This window comes from Streptomyces sp. NPDC058246, from assembly GCF_042881985.1.
Lineage (GTDB): Bacteria > Actinomycetota > Actinomycetes > Streptomycetales > Streptomycetaceae > Streptomyces.
This window is the reverse complement of record NZ_JBHVWZ010000018.1, coordinates 1-15,109: the sequence shown is the minus strand read 5'-3', so window position 1 is coordinate 15,109 and position 15,109 is coordinate 1. Positions and strand designations below refer to the sequence as shown.

The following is a 15,109-nucleotide window of genomic DNA, read 5'->3' as shown; positions in this document are numbered from 1 at the left end:
GCAGTGGAAACAGCGTTCACCACATGAGAGCATCTCAGTGAGCTATCGTGTACTGGGAGTAATAAACAAACGGCTCATCCCGTTCTTTTCTCTGCCCCGGGAGTGTTCCAGTCGATGGCGAGGCAGCCCCGTGCCGAGCAGACGCGCGCGACGATCATCGAAGCAGCCGCCGACCTGTTCGATCGGCACGGCTACGAGTCGACGAGTCTGAGTGACATCGTCGCGCACGCGCAGGTCACCAAAGGCGCTCTGTACTTTCATTTCGCGTCGAAGGAAGATCTCGTACACGCGATCATGGATCTTCAGTACCGCTCTTCGTTGCGGATCGCGAAGGAAATCGATGGTCAAGGGCATCCCTCGCTCGAAGTCCTCATGCGGATAACGTTCGCGATAACGCGGCTGGCCCTCGAAGAGCCGATCGCCAGGGCCGGTCTCCGGCTCGCTGTCGGCAGGGTCGAACTCCGGCACCCGTTCCGGCACCCGTTCCGGGAGTGGGCGGACATCGCCGCGGCCAGACTGCTCGACGCGGTGAAGGAGTCGGACGTGCAGCCGGACGTCGACGTGGAGGTCGTGGCCCACTCCATCATCTGCTTCTTCGTCGGCAGTCGCATGGTGGGCCGGACCCTGGAGCCCCGGGGGCCGCAGCTCCGCAGGATCGGCGAGATGTGGCGCCTCCTGGTGCAGGCGCTGGTGCCGGTGCCCCGGCGCGCCCACTACCTCGGCCTTGCCGGCAGGCTCGAGCGGGAATGCGGAAACTCATGAAGCCGGGCGGACTACGGATAATTGACGTATCATCAAATGGTTGCTCCACAAAGTGAATTCAATTGAGAATTCATCGGACCGTAAAATATCTGAAATCCGTACCCGCTCGTTCGAGATCCTTCGCTGATCCTTCGTCGTGATGTGATGCAATTCACCCGGCCCGGCCCGTTGCGTTCCACGGCCAGGCGCTCGGCGTTCTGACCTGGCCCTCTGAAGCGGTGTGGCTTCCGGGACTCCGTCGCGCCTCCAAGTGCCCCTTCAGCGTGCTCGGTTGCGGCCCGACGATGATCAACTGTCGTTGACAGAACGGGTCGTCCGGTATTTAAATAGCCGGGCCGTCTCGGGACGGCCACGCTGCGGCGTAACACTCGTATCTTGCAGGGGGAATGAACGAGTATGACGGTGACAGGCATATCCACACACCGCGTAGAGGTTCCACGTCAACGTTCGGTGTCGTCCGTTCTGTCGGAGCGGGTCCGGCCGCTGAACGCGTTGCAGGACCTGTTCGAGGAATGCCTGGCGGGGAACAGCAGAGTCGCTGTGGTCAGTGGCCCGGTCGGATGCGGCAAGACGGAACTTCTGAACGAGTTCGCGGCCCATGTGGACGCGAACGGAGCGGACTATCTGGGAGCGACCGCCTCCCGAGTGGAACAGGCCGTACCTTTCGGCCTGTTGGCGCATCTGCTGCACACCACCCAGATCCCGTCCGGCCCCCGGGCCCGGGCCATGCGCTGGGTGGCGGAGGCTCAATCCGTACTGACCACCCGGTTTCTCCAGGGAGGGCGCACGGACGACGTGGCGCCGCAGACGTTCCACGGAATGTGCATGGCCCTGCTCGACATCGTCGAACAGGCGCGGCGTCCCTTGGTGATCGGCATCGACGACGCGCACTCCGGGGATACGCCCTCGCTGCGCTGCCTCTCCTACGTCGTCCGCAGGCTGCGCTCCCAGAAGCTGCTCGTCGTCCTCAACGAGTCGCCGCACTCGCGCCGGATCGCCACGCTGTCCGAGGCGGAGCTGCCGCCCGAGCCCCAGGTTCGATTTGTCAGGCTTCCGCTCCTGTCTCCGCAGGGCGTCGAGGACGTGATGGCCGAAGAGCTCGGCCGCGCGCAGGCGCAGCGGCTGGCGGCCGACGGGTACGCCGTCACGGGCGGTAACCCTCTCCTGCTGCGTGGCCTCGTCAAGGACAACCGGAGCACCGTCGAGTCGCAGAGCTCGCACTTCCGCGTCGCCGACGGATTCAGCCAGGCCCTGATCAGCTGTGTCTTCCGCTACGAGCCCGAAGTCCTCCAGGTGGCACGGCACTTGGCCGTGCTCGAGGAGGCGCCGTCCGTCGCCGTACTCGCTCAACTGGCCGGACTGGACGCGGAGACGAGCGCCCAGGCCCTGGACATCCTGAGGGAGACCGGGATCCTCTCGGGCGGACTGCTGCGACACGCCCAGGCCCGCAGTGCCGTGCTGAGCGGGATGACGCCGGAGGAGCGGGCCGACCTTCAGACGCACACCGCCAACGTGATGTTCAAGAACGGCTTTTCGGCGATCACCATCGCGCGCCAGATCCTCGGTGCCGACCGCGTCGACACGGACTGCGCGATCCCCGTGCTGCACGAGGCGGCCGAAGCGGCCCTCGCCGAAGGGGAGGTGGAGTTCGCGCTGGACTGCCTGCGCGTGGCGCTGCAGTACGACACGGACGAACGGCGGCAGGCCGTCACCACGGCGATGATCGTTCGCGCCACCTGGCGGACCGACCCGTACGCCGCGTACCGCAGGGTCGGTGGACTGGCGGCCGACTCCAGGGCCGGTCGGCTCTCCGGCCGGCACGTCACGGCGCCCGTCGACGCGCTGATGTGGTTCGGGCGCCCCGATGAGGCGATCGAGATCCTGAAGAACGGTGCCGAAGGGGCCCTGGCGACCCACGACCTGGTGACGTCCTCTCACCTGGAGGCGTCGTGCGCCTGGCTCAACGTGGTCTACCCGGAACGATCCGTCGAATGGCCCGGCAGGGAGGCCGAGGAGACCACGGCCACGGGCGGTGTGTCGCCGGAGGCCTGGACCAAGCGGCGTGCCGCGGCGATGTTCCGTCGCAATCTGACCGCGGGACCCGACGCCGCATCGGTGGGTGAGGCCCAGCAGGCACTGCGCCACTACGCCCTGAACGAGGGCACGGCGGCGCTCCTGCTGACGTCGGTGCACACCCTGATCCACGCCGAGCGGCTCCAGGAGGCCCGGCAGTGGGTAGAGGGATTCATCTCCCAGGCGCGGCGTGACTCCGCCGTGGTGTGGGAGGCGCTGTTCTGTGCCGCACACGCGGAGATCAGGCTGCGGCAGGGCGACCCCAGGGCCGCCGTACAGCAGGTCGAGCAGGCGTTGGCGCTGCTCCCGGCCCGGAGCTGGGGCGTCATGCTGGGGCTTCCGGTGAGTACGGCACTGCACGCGAGCGCGCTGACGGGCAGTACGAGCCCGGCGGTCGACGAAGCGCAGTCGTCGATCCCGCAGGCCATCTTCGAAACCCCGCTGGGCATGCGGCTGTTGCGTGCCCGTGGCCACAAGTACCTTGCGGACGGCCAGGTTTCGGCGGCCCTGGACGACTTCCTCGCGGCGGGGGAGCTCGCCGGTCGGTGGGGGATCGACAACCCCGTGGCCGTGCCGTGGCGGTCCAGCGCCGCCGAGGCGCTCATCCGTCTCGGGCACCATGAGCGGGCCCGGCTCCTGCTGACCGAGCAGGTGCGGATGTGCGGCCCCGCGCATCCACGGGTCTACGCCGGGACGCTGCGGAAGCTGGCCGCGGTCAGCTCGCTGGACGAGCGCCTCAAACTGCTCACGAAGGCGGCCGAGTGCCTGCAGACGTGTGAGGCGCCGCTCGAACTCGCCTTCGCTCTGCATGACCTGGGCTGGGTTCAGCAGGAGCTGGGCCAGTACAGCAAGGGCCGTCTCATGCTGCGCCGGGCCCGGCTCATGGCCGAACAGAGCGGGGTGCGGATCCCGTCCCCCGCGCCCCTGGCGACGGACACCGACGAGGAGGCGGCTCGGGGCGCTCGGCCCGCGACGCAGAACGGGCCCCTCATGGAGGCGCTCAGCGACGCCGAGATGAGGGTCGCCCAGCTCGCGGTCGGCGGGCTCAGCAACCGACAGATCGCCGGCCGCCTGTTCGTCACCGTGAGCACGGTGGAGCAGCATCTGACGCGGATCTATCGCAAGCTCAACATCAAGCGGCGGACGGAGCTGGTGGGGGCGCTCCAGGCAGCCGGACGTCAGGAGCACGGGGGTTCATTCCGCTGACCGACGGCGATCGCCGTCGGCGTGCGTCGAGGCCGCGGGGCCGCTGCCGGGAGTTCCCCGCCGGGCAGCGGTTCGCCGCTTCGGCTGTCCGCAGCCGAGGCGTGTGTGCCGTCGAGGGGCGAACCGGCCGCCCGAGCCCGTGGTCACAGCGAGCGGGTGATCGCCGAGGCCACTGCGGCCGTGTGCCAGTCGAGGTAGAAGTGCCCCCCGGCGAACACCTGGACGTCGGCGCCCTTGGTGGTGTGGAGGTCCCAGGCGGCGGCGTCCGACACCGGGGTGACCGGGTCGGCGTCTCCGACGAGCACGGAGACGGGGCAGGTGAGCCGGGCCCCGGCCGAGGGGCTGTAGTTCTCCACCGCGCGGTAGTCGGCTCGTACGACGGGCAGGACCAGGGCGCGCAGTTCGGGGTCGGCGAGAACGGCCGTGTCCGTACCGCCGAGGCGGGTCATCTCCTGGACCAGACCGTCGTCGTCGCGCAGGTGGACGTCGGCCTGGCCCGCTACGGACGGGGCGCGCCGCGCGGACGCGAACAGGCGCACCGGTCCCTGCGGGGTCAACTGCTCGAAGCGACGGGCGACTTCGAAGGCCACGACGGCACCGAGGCTATGCCCGAAGAAAGCGTACGGGGCCCGGAGCTCCCTGCGCAGCGCCATGAAGGCGGCGTCGGCCAGGTCGGTGACGCTGTCGAGGAGCGGCTCGCGGTAGCGGTCCTGGCGGCCGGGGTACTGCATGGCCCAGGTCTCGACGCCCGGGGCCAGGGCCCGCGCCAACGGCCCGAAGTAGCTCGCCGAGCCTCCGGCGTGCGGAAAACAGACGAGCCGTAGTTCGCTGCTCTCCGACACCGCGAAGCGTTGTATCCAGGAATCCGGGCTGACTTGGCTCGCCGGCATCCGTCGACCTCACTGGCTGGGAGCGGCGGTGGGGGACGCCGCGTAGCGGTGTATTGGGGAATGGTGGTGGCGGGTTCATGGCCGGTCGGGGGAATGCCCGGCCATGAACCCGCGTTCGGGGGTGGGGTGAGTCCCGCTGTCCTGCTGGGGCCCGCCCCGGGAGAAGTCCGCGCCGCTCAGTGCGAGACGGCGCCGAGTTCGTCGGACTGCTGCGCCGGTGCGTCGGCGGCCGCCGGGGCGGCGCTGCCGGGCTTCTTCAGGGTGAAGGCGAGCAGGCCGCCGATCACGGAGGCCGCGCCACCGATCCACATGGCGGTGCGCAGGCCGTCCGAGACGTCCGCCACCGCCGGCGTCGCACCGGAGTCCAGGTTCAGACCCGCGTTGGCGATCGCGACCAGGACGGCGAGGCCCGCGGCGCCACCGATCTGCTGCGAGGCGGAGGCCAGGGCGGAGGCGATACCGGCCTCGCTCGGGGCGACGCCGGAGGCGGCGCAGACGAACATCGCCGGGAAGGTGACACCGCCACCGATGCCCCAGACGACGAGCCCCGGCACCAGCTGCCAGAACGTCGCGCCGGTGCTCATGCCCAAGGCCAGGATGATCATGCCGGTGCCATTGATGAGCATGCCGGTGAAGAGGGTGGCGCGCGGACCCCACTTGCCCAGCAGAACGCCGGTGATCTTGAGGGAGGCGCCCATCGAGATGATGGTGAGCGGCAGGAAGGCGAGGCCCGCCTCCAGCGCGTCGTAACCGAGCACGCCCTGCATGTAGTTGGTGAACAGGTAGTACGAACCGGCCAGCGCGCTCTGGAACACCAGGATGACGACGATGGCGGTCACCAGGCTGCGGTTGCCGAACAGCCGCATCGGGATGAGCGGTTCCCGGGTCTTGTTCTCGACCAGGGCGAAGACGGCGAGGAGCAGGACGCCGGCACCGATCGAGCCGACGCCGCGCAGCGAGCCCCAGCCCGCCTCGGGGCCGCTGACCAGACCGAGGACCAGCAGCGAGGAACCGGCGGTGGCGAGCAGCGCGCCCGGCACGTCGAAGCTGCCGCCACTTTGCGAACGCTCGTCGGCCGGCAGCAGGGCGGGAGCGGCGACCGCGGCCAGCAGGGCCATCGGGACCAGAATGAACAGGACCCACTCCCAGCCCCACGCGTTGGTCAGCAGACCGCCGAGCAGCGCGCCGGCCGCGAGACCACCGCTGCCGGAGGCACCCCAGACGGCCATCGCGCGGTTGCGCTCGGCGCCCTCTTCGAAACGGATGTTGACGAGGGTCAGCGTGGCGGGCGAAAGGAGTGCGCCTCCCAGGCCCTGGACGGCGCGGGCTGTGATCAGCACACCCGGGTCCGTGGCGAGACCGCCGACGAGGCAGGAGATGCCGAAGATCGCGGCACCGAGGATGAAGATCCGGCGGGCGCCGAGACGGTCGACGAGACGGCCGCCGAAGAGCAGGAGACCGCCGAAGGCCACCGCGTACGCACTCACGACCCACTGAAGCGACTGGGCGGTGAAGCCGAGGGCATGGCCGATGTCGGGGAGCGCGACATAAACGATGTTGTAGTCGGCGGCAACGATGAACTGCGCAAATGCCAGCAACGCGAGCATGAGCCCGGGCCTGTGCTGAGTCCTGGGGACGGTGTCAACCACGACTTGGCTTCTTTCTGTCACTTGGCCGGTGCTGACTGCGGAGACCGGCAATGATGAGCAACATCGGGGACTACACGGTGTTCAGTATCAACACGGTGGAGTTTGACTTAACGGCGCTCGGCTGTCAAACGGTGCAGGGGCCAAGCCTGTTGGGGTCGGCCCCTGCACGGGTGATCAGGCGCGTGCGGCCTTGATGCGGTCCGCCATGCGCTCGGCGATCATGAGAACGGTGAGCAGGGGGTTGCCGCGGATGACCTCGGGCATCACCGACTGGTCGATGACGCGCAGGCCCTCGACGCCCAGCACCCGGCACTCGGGGTCGACCACGGTGGTCGCGTCGTCCGGGGAGCCCATCCGGACCGTGGTGGCCACGTGGTGGCTGGCGAAGGTCACCGTGGGCAGCTCCTCGGCCGACGGCAGGTTCGGCTTGTCGGCCAGGATGGAGGTGAAGGCGGTGTGGTTGACCAGTTCGTTGACCCGCTCCAGACCGTCCTTGGCGCGCAGCAGGTCGCTCTGCTCGGTGAGCATGCGCAACTCCGCGAGCGGGCCGGCGAGCGGATCGAGCGAGGTGAAGACCAGCTTTCCGCGGCTCACGGCGTGCATCTGCCAGATGCAGACGCCGGGAATGCCGAGCCAGCCGTTGTTCGGGATGATCATCATGTCGTTGTCGCCGGCTCCGGCCAGGCCCGAGGAGTAGCGCCACGTGACGTTCACGGTCCGGCCGAAGGGGCTCGCGGCCTTCTCCAGCTCAATCGGCAGGGCCAGGACGATGAAGGGATGCTCGGTGAGCTCCTGGCCCACGGGCAGATCCGCGACCTTGTCCACGCCGAGGCGGGCGAGGTCGTCGGCGGGGCCGATCCCGGAGCGTACGAGGAGCGCCGGTGAGAGCGTGCCTCCGGCCGAGAGGATCACCTCGCCGCCCGGCGCCAGCGGAATGGTCTCGCCGCCCGCCAGCTTGACGCCGTTCGCCCGCTTCGTGCCGGGGGCGAAGGTCACGCTGTCCACCAGGGCCCCGGCCCGGATGGTCAGGTTGGCCCGCCCGCGGGCGGGCTCCAGGTAACCGTCGTTGGCGGCCACCCGCTTGCCGTCGCGGATGTGCATGGCGAACGGGGAGAGGCCGGTCGCCTGCGGCGCGTTGGTGTCGTCGTGCCAGGGGACCCCCAGGTCCAGTGCCGCGTCCCGGAAGGCGTTGTCCACCCCGCCCCAGTCCTTCTGCGGTTCACGGTAGATCGGCAGCGGGCCGCCCTTCCCGTGGTAGGGGGCGTCCGGGAAATCGAGGTCGTCCTCCAATTTGACGTACGACGGGAGGACCTCGTCGAAGGACCATCCCTTGGCGCCGAGGGCGACCCAGCGGTCGAAGTCCTCCCGCACGCCGCGGATGGAGAAGAGACCGTTCACCTGGGATGTGCCGCCGATTCCGCGGCCGGCCTGGAAAGGAATGGGATCCAGCGCCGGATGGATTCGGGTTTCCAGGCCGCGCCACCAGAATTCGGGCTGAGCCTCCATGTCCAAGTCGAATGTGCGGCCCTGGAAATTGGCGGGACGGTTCTCCGGGCGAATGTCCTTTCCGGCCTCCAGCAGCAGGACATTCGCCGCCGAATCCTCGGAAAGACGGGCGGCGAGCGCTGATCCCGCGGCGCCACCGCCGACAATGATGTAGTCCCAGCCGTCCAGTGAATCAGCCAACGTCCATACCTTTCGCCTGGCCGGCCGCGGCTCAGCGAAGGTGCGTCGAGGGCCGGCTGTACGGGCAATTTGTGTCGCTATTGCGCGAGCCGAAGTTATGGGCGGACGCCCCCCTAGGGGCAACCCCTAGATCCAGCCCCCTCAGGAGGGCGAACGGACCCCTACACGGTGCGTGTGGATGCCGGGCCGGCCAAGCCAGGCGGCATCGCCGCCCGCGTGACTACACAGTGCTCACAGTCTGAGCGCTGAGTAGCGTACTTTACGCTGTTAGAATGGAGTGCATGGCAGACCCGAAACCGAGCAGGCGAGAACGCCTCCGCGCCGAGGCCGCACAGGAGATCAAGACGATCGCGCTGAAGCACATGGCGGAGAACGGCACGGCGGCCGTCTCCCTCCGTGCGATCGCTCGTGAGATGGGGATGACCGCGGGTGCGATCTACAGCTACTACGACACCCGGGACGACTTGATCACGGCGCTGGTCGCCGATGTCTACAACTCCCTGGCGGAGACGCTGGAGGCGGCCATCGCGGCCGCGCCCCAGGGGCCGGTCGGGCAGGTGATGGCATACGGCCAGGCCTACCGGGCCTGGGCCGTCGCGAACCCGCAGGAGTTCCGGCTCGTCTACGGGGATCCGGCACCGGACTACCAGGTCCCTGCCTGCAGTGCGGCCGCCGAGGCGGAACACCGTGCCTGCACGGCACTCACGGGTGTCGTGGTCGCGGCGTGGCCATGGGCTCAGCGGCTGCACGCCGACGACCACTACGCCTGGTCCGACTACGACCCCGAGTTCATCAAGATGGTCCGCGGGGCCTTCCCCGATCTGCATCCCGCGGCCGTCGCGCTCGCCATGCGGCTCTGGGGACGGGTGCACGGCCTGGTTTCCCTGGAGATCTACGGGCATCTGCGTCCGCAGGTCCAGGACCCGGCGAAGCTGTACCACTCCGAGCTCGTCGACCTCACGCATCTGCTCGGTCTGACGGCCCCGGTGGCGGTCGCGAGCGACTGACCCGCCGGCAACACCCGCGCCCGTACACAGTGCTGGGGCGGCACCTGAACAGGTGCCGCCCCAGCACTTTTTTGGTCACCGGTTTCCGGTCAATTCACCGGCGGAGAAGGCCGCTTGACACTGAACGGCGTTGCGCTACTGTTGGCCGTAGTGCAACTGAACGGCGTGTACTCCGTACCAGCCGGTGATGTGCGCGTATCCCGCGGCCGTGGCGCCCTGGGCGCCCGCGGAGGCAGTTGCCCCGCGTGAGGCTCCACTGTTTATTTGGAAGGAAATTCCCATGAGCGATGCCACCCAGATCGTCGAGACGTACTTCAAGGCGTGGAATGACTTCGATGCCGAGAGCCGCAAGGCGACGCTCGAGTCGATCTTCGCCAAGAAGGCGAAGATCATCGACCCCGACTGGGTCGCCGAGGACCGCGACGCCATCGTGGAGGCCATCGGCGCGGCCCGTGGGAAGCTCGGAGACCTTCCGCTCGACCTGACCACGATTATCGGCTCCCACCATGACGTGGTGCTGTACACCTGGCACCTCGGTCCCGCCGCCGAGCCGGTCGCCAAGGGTTATGGCGTCCTGCACATCAATGACGGCGTTGTCGAGACCGCTTACAACTTCTTCGGCTGACCGAGCCGGAGGACAGCGGTCCTCATCACCGGTTGCAGTATGGGCCAGACGCGGCGAACGCGTCTGGCCCATACTGCTTTTTCCTTGAGAATAGGGGTGGTTGGCGCAGATCTGGGGTTGGCGATAGGGGGAGGGCGGCATTTAGCTTTCCGAGTGTCGCGCGTCGACCGAAAGAGGAATCACCGATGACCGCCGCATCAACCGACGGTAAAGCCGCTCCCGCCACCTTTCTGACCGATCTTCAGGAGGGCCGTGTCGAGTGGAGCCGCTGGCAGGACTTCCCTCGGCAGAGCCCGGAGGAGCAGGAGACAGGCGACCGCCTCGTGGCCGAGGCCGAGGCCTTCTTCGCCCGGCGCATCGACGCGACCGCGGTGGACAGCACGAGGGCGCTGCCCGCCGGTCTCCTCGACGACCTGCAGGACCGCGGCTACCTGCGGCTCGGCATCGACCCCGCACTCGGCGGCCTCGGGCTCTCCGCGTACAACACCTTCCGCCTGATCGCCCAGGCCTGCGCGCACTCCGTACCCGTCGGCCAGGTCGTGGCCATCCAGAACGGCGTCGGCGCGGCCGCGATGCTGCCGGCCCTGCCGCCCGGCCCGCTGCGGGACTTCGTCAGCGCTCGGATCGCCAAGGGCACCGTCTCCGGCTTCGGTGACACCGACCGCTCCGGACAGAACAACGCCCGGCCGACCCTCACCGCGACCCCCGTGGAAGGCGGCTATCTGCTCAACGGAGAGAAGCTCTTCACCGGAAACGGGCCCGTCGCCGACCTCGTCGCCGTCTCCGCGACGGTGCTCGGCGAGGGCGGACCCAAGGTCGGTGCCTGCTTCCTCGACACCAGCACCCCTGGCTTCTCCGTGGGCACCCGGCTCGAGTTCATGGGAAGCCGCGGCCTGCCCAACGCATCGCTCCACTTCGACGACGTCCTGGTCCCCGCCGACCAGGTGCTCATCGACCCGGAGAGCGACCAACTGCCCTTCCTGGTAGGAATGGTGGCGCTGCTCGGGCGCATCTACTTCACCGGCGCCCCCGCGATGGCGATCGCCAGGAACAGCTTGGCCTGGTCCCGCGAATTCATCGCACGGCGCTCCATCGACGGCCGCGCCCTCGGCGACTACGACGAGATCCAGCGCACGGTCACCGCCACCCTCGCCGATGTGTACGCCATGGAATCGGCGGTCCGCTGGAGCCTGCTCGGCAGCGGTCTGACCGATCGCTGGTTCGAGAGGTTCGCCACCAAGAACCTGTTGGTGCGGGGGGCTTGGCGGATCGTCGACCGAACCGTGTCGCTCCACGGCGGAGAAGGGTTCGAGACCGTCGCGAGCAAGAACCGCCGCGGCGCCGTACCCGTACCACTGGAGCGCGCCTTCCGTGACGCGCGAGGCCTGCGGATCGCGGGGAACGTCGACTTCCAGCTCGACAACCAGCTCGGGCGGATACTCCTCGGCCAGTACTACGCCGACGCAAGGACCTACGCCGACGACGGCACACAGGGCGAGCCGGGCCCCGGTGCCGGCACCTCGGCAGCCGGCCTCTCGCCGGCCAACCAGGAGCACGCACGGGCGATCGACCGACTCGTCGGGGAACTGCGGCGGTTCGCCGTCGGCCTGGTGCGCCGCCACCCGGACCCCGAGCAGTTGTACGCCAAGGAGCGCACCGTGGTGCTCCTCGGCCGCATCGCCGGTGAACTCTTCAACGCCGTCGCCGCGCTGGCCCGGGCGGCCGCGGCCGGGACACCGGCCGAGGCCGTGCCCGCGGGGCACCAGGAACTGGCCGACGTCCACTGCGCCGAGGCCCGCCACACGCTCAGCGGACTGTTCGCCCGCTTGGAGCCCGACGCCGAGCCCGACCACGCCCACATCAGCCGCCGCTGGCTGGCCGACGGCGGCGCCGACCAGCTCGTCCGTCACTGAGTGCCGACGGACACCCGAACCCCGAGAGGCTCTGATGACCATCGACCATGAACTCCCGGCGGTACTGGACGGGTTCGACCTTTCGGACCAGTCCCGGTTCGCCGACGGTGTTCCGTACGACGTGTTCGCCAGGCTGCGTCAAGAGGCGCCGGTGCTCTTCCACCCCGGCGGACGGACCGCGGACGGAGACGGCTTCTGGGTCCTCACCCGGCACGCCGACATCGTGGCGGCCGCCGCGTCGCCCGACTTCTCGGCACAGGGCGGCGGCGACCGCGCGGGCGGCGGATCCCATCTGGAGGACCTCCCCGTCGGCGTACACGCCGGTGTGCTGTTCGCGATGATGGACGATCCGCGGCACGACCTGATCCGGCGGCTGCTGCGGCCCGCCGTCACCGGCGAGATCGCCGAGGGACTCGCCGACCCGCTGCGCGGGATCGCCGCCGACCTGCTGTCCGGCGCGCTCACCCACGGCGGCGGCGCCGACTTCATGAAAGACCTCAGCGAGCCCTACGCCCTGCGGGCCATCTCCCTGCTGCTCGGAGCGCCGCGCGAGGACTGGGACCGGCTCGCCGCCTGGGGACGCAGCAACCTGGGCTTCGTCAACCGGCAGACCGGCCGGGTCGACTCGGGCTCCGCCGAGATCTTCCAGACCATGTCGGCCTATTTCAAAGGCCTGTTGGACGGCAAGCGCGAGGCGCCCGCGCGCGACCTGGGCAGCGTCCTCGCGCTCGGCGCCATCGAGGAAGGACACGGCGAGGAGCCGCTCACCGCACAGGAGCGCGACGCCAATGCCGTCCTCATCCTGATCACCGGCTTCGAGCAGCCCCGCAACACCATCGCCAGCGGAGTCCTCGCCCTTGCTCAACACCCCGAGCAGTGGCAGGCGTTGCGCAAGGACCGGTCGCTGCTGCCCCAGGCGATCGAGGAGATCCTGCGCTGGGCGCCGCCGAACCCGTACAACCGGCGCACCGCGACCCGCGACCTGGAACTGCACGGCCACCACATCAAGGCCGGCGACAAGGTCACCTTCTGGTGGCCCTCCGCCAACCGCGACGAAGCCGTCTTCGACAACGCCTCGACCTTCGACATCGGCCGGACCCACAACCCGCATCTCTCCTTCGGCACCGGCACCCACTTCTGCCTCGGCGACCAGGTGGCCCGCCTGGAGATCCGGCTCTTCCTGGAAGCCCTGCTCGACCGGGTGGCGGAGGTCCGGCTGACCGGGCCGGTCGGCTACGCCCCCAACAACAAACACACCGTGATCCTCGACATGCCGGTGGAGCTGGTACCGACCGGCGACGCCTCCTGACCCACCCCACTCCTGACCTGACGGGATACCCGACATGACCGAGACCGTGGAGACCGTGGCCGGCGAGGACCTTCCCGAGGTCCTGCCCTACGACCCGTTCGACCCCGACTTCCATTCCAACCCGTACGCCACCTACACCCGGCTGCGCGCCACCGGCGGTTCCGTGATCCGCACGGCGGCCGGAGTGGCCGTGCTCGGCTACCACGACGTCAACTCCGTGCTGCGCAACCCGAAGCTGGGCCGCGGCGAGGGCGCCGGGTACCAGGACACGCTGATACCCACGCCCGAGGGCCTCAAGCCCGCCGTGATGTTCATGGACCCGCCGGACCACACCCGCATCCGGGCACTGGTCTCCAAGGCGTTCACCCCGCGTGCCATCGAGCGGCTGCGTCCCGCGGCCGAGGAACTCGCCGCGCAACTGGTCGCGGAGACGGTGGCGGAGACGGCCGCCCATGGCTCCGTAGACCTCACGACCAAGCTGTTCCGGCCGCTCGGCGCCGGGGTCCTGAACATTCTGGTCGGTGTGCCCGCGAAGTACCTCGCCGAGTGCATCGAGTACGCCAACGACGCCGGCCGCGGCCTGGACCCCGCGTACACCCTCTCGCCCGACGCGCTCGCCAACCGGCTCAAGGCCCGGGACGGCTATGTCGCCATCGCCCAGGAGCTGATCGCCGAGCGCCGTGCCCAGCCCCAGGACGACCTGATGAGCGAGCTCGTACTGGTCGAGCAGGACGGTGAGCGGCTCAACGAGATCGAACTGCTCACCACGGTCGCCAACATCTTCCTCGCCGGCTTCAGCGCTCCGCAGGCCGCGATGGGCCTGGCCGCGCTCTCCCTGCTGCGCCACCCGGACCAGCTGGAGTGGTACCGGGCGCACCCCGAGCAGGCGGCCGGAGCGGTGGAGGAGCTGATGCGGTACGACTCGGCGGTCCAGCTGATCAACCGGACCGCCCTCGAGGACACAGAGGTCGGAGGCGTGCCGGTCAAGGCCGACGAGGAGGTCTTCATGCTGCTCGGCGCGGCCAACCGTGACCCCGGTGTCTACGAGGACGCCGAGCGGCTCGACCTGAGCAGGCGCGGCACCCGGCACCTCGGGTTCGGGCACGGCATCCACTTCTGTGTCGCCGCGCCGATCGCCAAGCTGATCACCGAGGTCGCGCTCGACGCCCTCGTGAAGTACGACGTCCAGCTCAGCACGCAGACTCCGCCCACCAATGGCGCGCTCGCCATTCGCAGTCTCGCGGAGCTGCCGGTGACGGTCAGGCCGCTCGCCGCCTCCTGAGGCCCGCGGGGAACCAAGAGAACCGAACGACTAGGAGAGTCAGCACGTGAGCAGTGACATCACCACCGTGGTGAAGAAGTACATCGACACCTGGAACATCGTGGACGCGGTGGAACGCCGTGCCGTGATCGACGAGTTGTTCACGGAGAACGTGGAGTACGTCGACCCGAACGTGCAGATCGAGGGGCGGGCGGCGCTGGACGGGTACATCGCGGAGACCCAGAAGCAGATTCCCGGCGGCGTCTTCGCGCTCGCGAGCGAGGTCACCGCCCATCACAACCTGGCACGTTTCACCTGGCAGGTCGGCCCGGTCGGCGGACAGCCGTTCGCCGTCGGCTACGACTTCGCGGCGGTGGAGAACGGGCAGGTGCGGCGGCTGTACGGCTTCTTCTCGTAGAGCATTCCGGCGCGACACCGAAAGGACCGCCAGGCCGTGAGGCCTGGCGGTCCTTGGGCGTTCCGCGCGTGTCGGTCCTGGGTCTTCGTGTCGGTCCTTGATCTCTGCGGTCTGTGTGTCAGTCCTTGATTTCGCAGATCGCGGCGCCGGAGGTGATGGATGCGCCGACTTCGGCGCTGAGGCCCTTGATGGTGCCGGAGCGGTGGGCGTTGAGTGGTTGTTCCATCTTCATGGCTTCCAGGACGACGACGAGGTCGCCTTCCTTGACTTCCTGGCCTTCCTCGACGGCGACCTTGACGATGGTGCCCTG

At 69.0% G+C, this 15,109-nt stretch carries 12 protein-coding genes; 8 read left to right on the top strand and 4 right to left on the bottom strand.

Annotation, left to right across the window (positions count from 1 at the left end; genetic code table 11):
* Nucleotides 1-114 precede the first annotated feature (114 nt).
* Both ACFVXA_RS24790 and ACFVXA_RS24785 read left to right on the top strand, forming a co-directional pair.
* Nucleotides 115-762: a ScbR family autoregulator-binding transcription factor gene (locus ACFVXA_RS24790; protein ID WP_362034100.1), complete on the top strand. Its 648-nt coding sequence runs from the start codon at nt 115-117 to the stop codon at nt 760-762.
* A gap of 450 nt (nt 763-1,212) precedes the next feature.
* On the top strand, nt 1,213-4,041 hold the full coding sequence (locus ACFVXA_RS24785; RefSeq protein ID WP_390026702.1) for an AAA family ATPase: 2,829 nt from the start codon (nt 1,213-1,215) through the stop codon (nt 4,039-4,041).
* Between the two features lie 143 nt (nt 4,042-4,184).
* On the opposite strand, the gene ACFVXA_RS24780 is transcribed toward ACFVXA_RS24785, so the two are convergent.
* From ACFVXA_RS24780 to ACFVXA_RS24770, 3 genes are all read right to left on the bottom strand, one after another.
* Nucleotides 4,185-4,883, bottom strand: a complete 699-nt coding sequence (locus tag ACFVXA_RS24780; RefSeq protein ID WP_383748313.1) for a thioesterase II family protein — start codon at nt 4,881-4,883, stop codon at nt 4,185-4,187.
* Between the two features lie 224 nt (nt 4,884-5,107).
* Nucleotides 5,108-6,580: an MFS transporter gene (locus ACFVXA_RS24775; RefSeq protein ID WP_383911921.1), complete on the bottom strand. Its 1,473-nt coding sequence runs from the start codon at nt 6,578-6,580 to the stop codon at nt 5,108-5,110.
* Nucleotides 6,581-6,754: 174 nt separating this feature from the next.
* Nucleotides 6,755-8,266: a GMC family oxidoreductase gene (locus tag ACFVXA_RS24770; protein WP_390026700.1), complete on the bottom strand. Its 1,512-nt coding sequence runs from the start codon at nt 8,264-8,266 to the stop codon at nt 6,755-6,757.
* A 281-nt stretch (nt 8,267-8,547) separates the two neighbouring features.
* Here ACFVXA_RS24770 and ACFVXA_RS24765 point away from each other — a divergent pair, with 281 nt between their 5' ends.
* The 6 genes from ACFVXA_RS24765 to ACFVXA_RS24740 all read left to right on the top strand — a co-directional run bounded on the left by ACFVXA_RS24765 (nt 8,548) and on the right by ACFVXA_RS24740 (nt 14,799).
* Nucleotides 8,548-9,273, top strand: coding sequence for a TetR/AcrR family transcriptional regulator (locus ACFVXA_RS24765; protein WP_362034084.1), 726 nt, complete (start codon nt 8,548-8,550; stop codon nt 9,271-9,273).
* Nucleotides 9,274-9,553: 280 nt separating this feature from the next.
* Nucleotides 9,554-9,898 (top strand): hypothetical protein, encoded by a 345-nt coding sequence (locus ACFVXA_RS24760; RefSeq protein ID WP_362034081.1) that lies wholly within the window; start codon nt 9,554-9,556, stop codon nt 9,896-9,898.
* A 185-nt stretch (nt 9,899-10,083) separates the two neighbouring features.
* Nucleotides 10,084-11,811 carry an acyl-CoA dehydrogenase family protein gene (locus tag ACFVXA_RS24755; RefSeq protein WP_383911925.1) on the top strand — a complete coding sequence of 576 codons (1,728 nt, stop codon included), beginning with the start codon at nt 10,084-10,086 and terminating at the stop codon, nt 11,809-11,811.
* A 34-nt stretch (nt 11,812-11,845) separates the two neighbouring features.
* Nucleotides 11,846-13,120 (top strand): cytochrome P450, encoded by a 1,275-nt coding sequence (locus tag ACFVXA_RS24750; RefSeq protein WP_384026680.1) that lies wholly within the window; start codon nt 11,846-11,848, stop codon nt 13,118-13,120.
* Between the two features lie 34 nt (nt 13,121-13,154).
* Entirely contained in the window at nt 13,155-14,402 is a 1,248-nt protein-coding gene (locus ACFVXA_RS24745; protein WP_362034073.1) for a cytochrome P450, read from the top strand.
* A gap of 46 nt (nt 14,403-14,448) precedes the next feature.
* The gene (locus ACFVXA_RS24740; RefSeq protein ID WP_362034070.1) at nt 14,449-14,799 is read left to right on the top strand and encodes a nuclear transport factor 2 family protein; all 351 of its coding nucleotides are present in this window, start codon (nt 14,449-14,451) and stop codon (nt 14,797-14,799) included.
* A gap of 118 nt (nt 14,800-14,917) precedes the next feature.
* On the opposite strand, the gene ACFVXA_RS24735 is transcribed toward ACFVXA_RS24740, so the two are convergent.
* Nucleotides 14,918-15,109 (bottom strand): acetyl-CoA carboxylase biotin carboxyl carrier protein subunit (locus ACFVXA_RS24735; protein ID WP_390026696.1); only part of this gene is annotated, 192 nt, incomplete at its 5' end.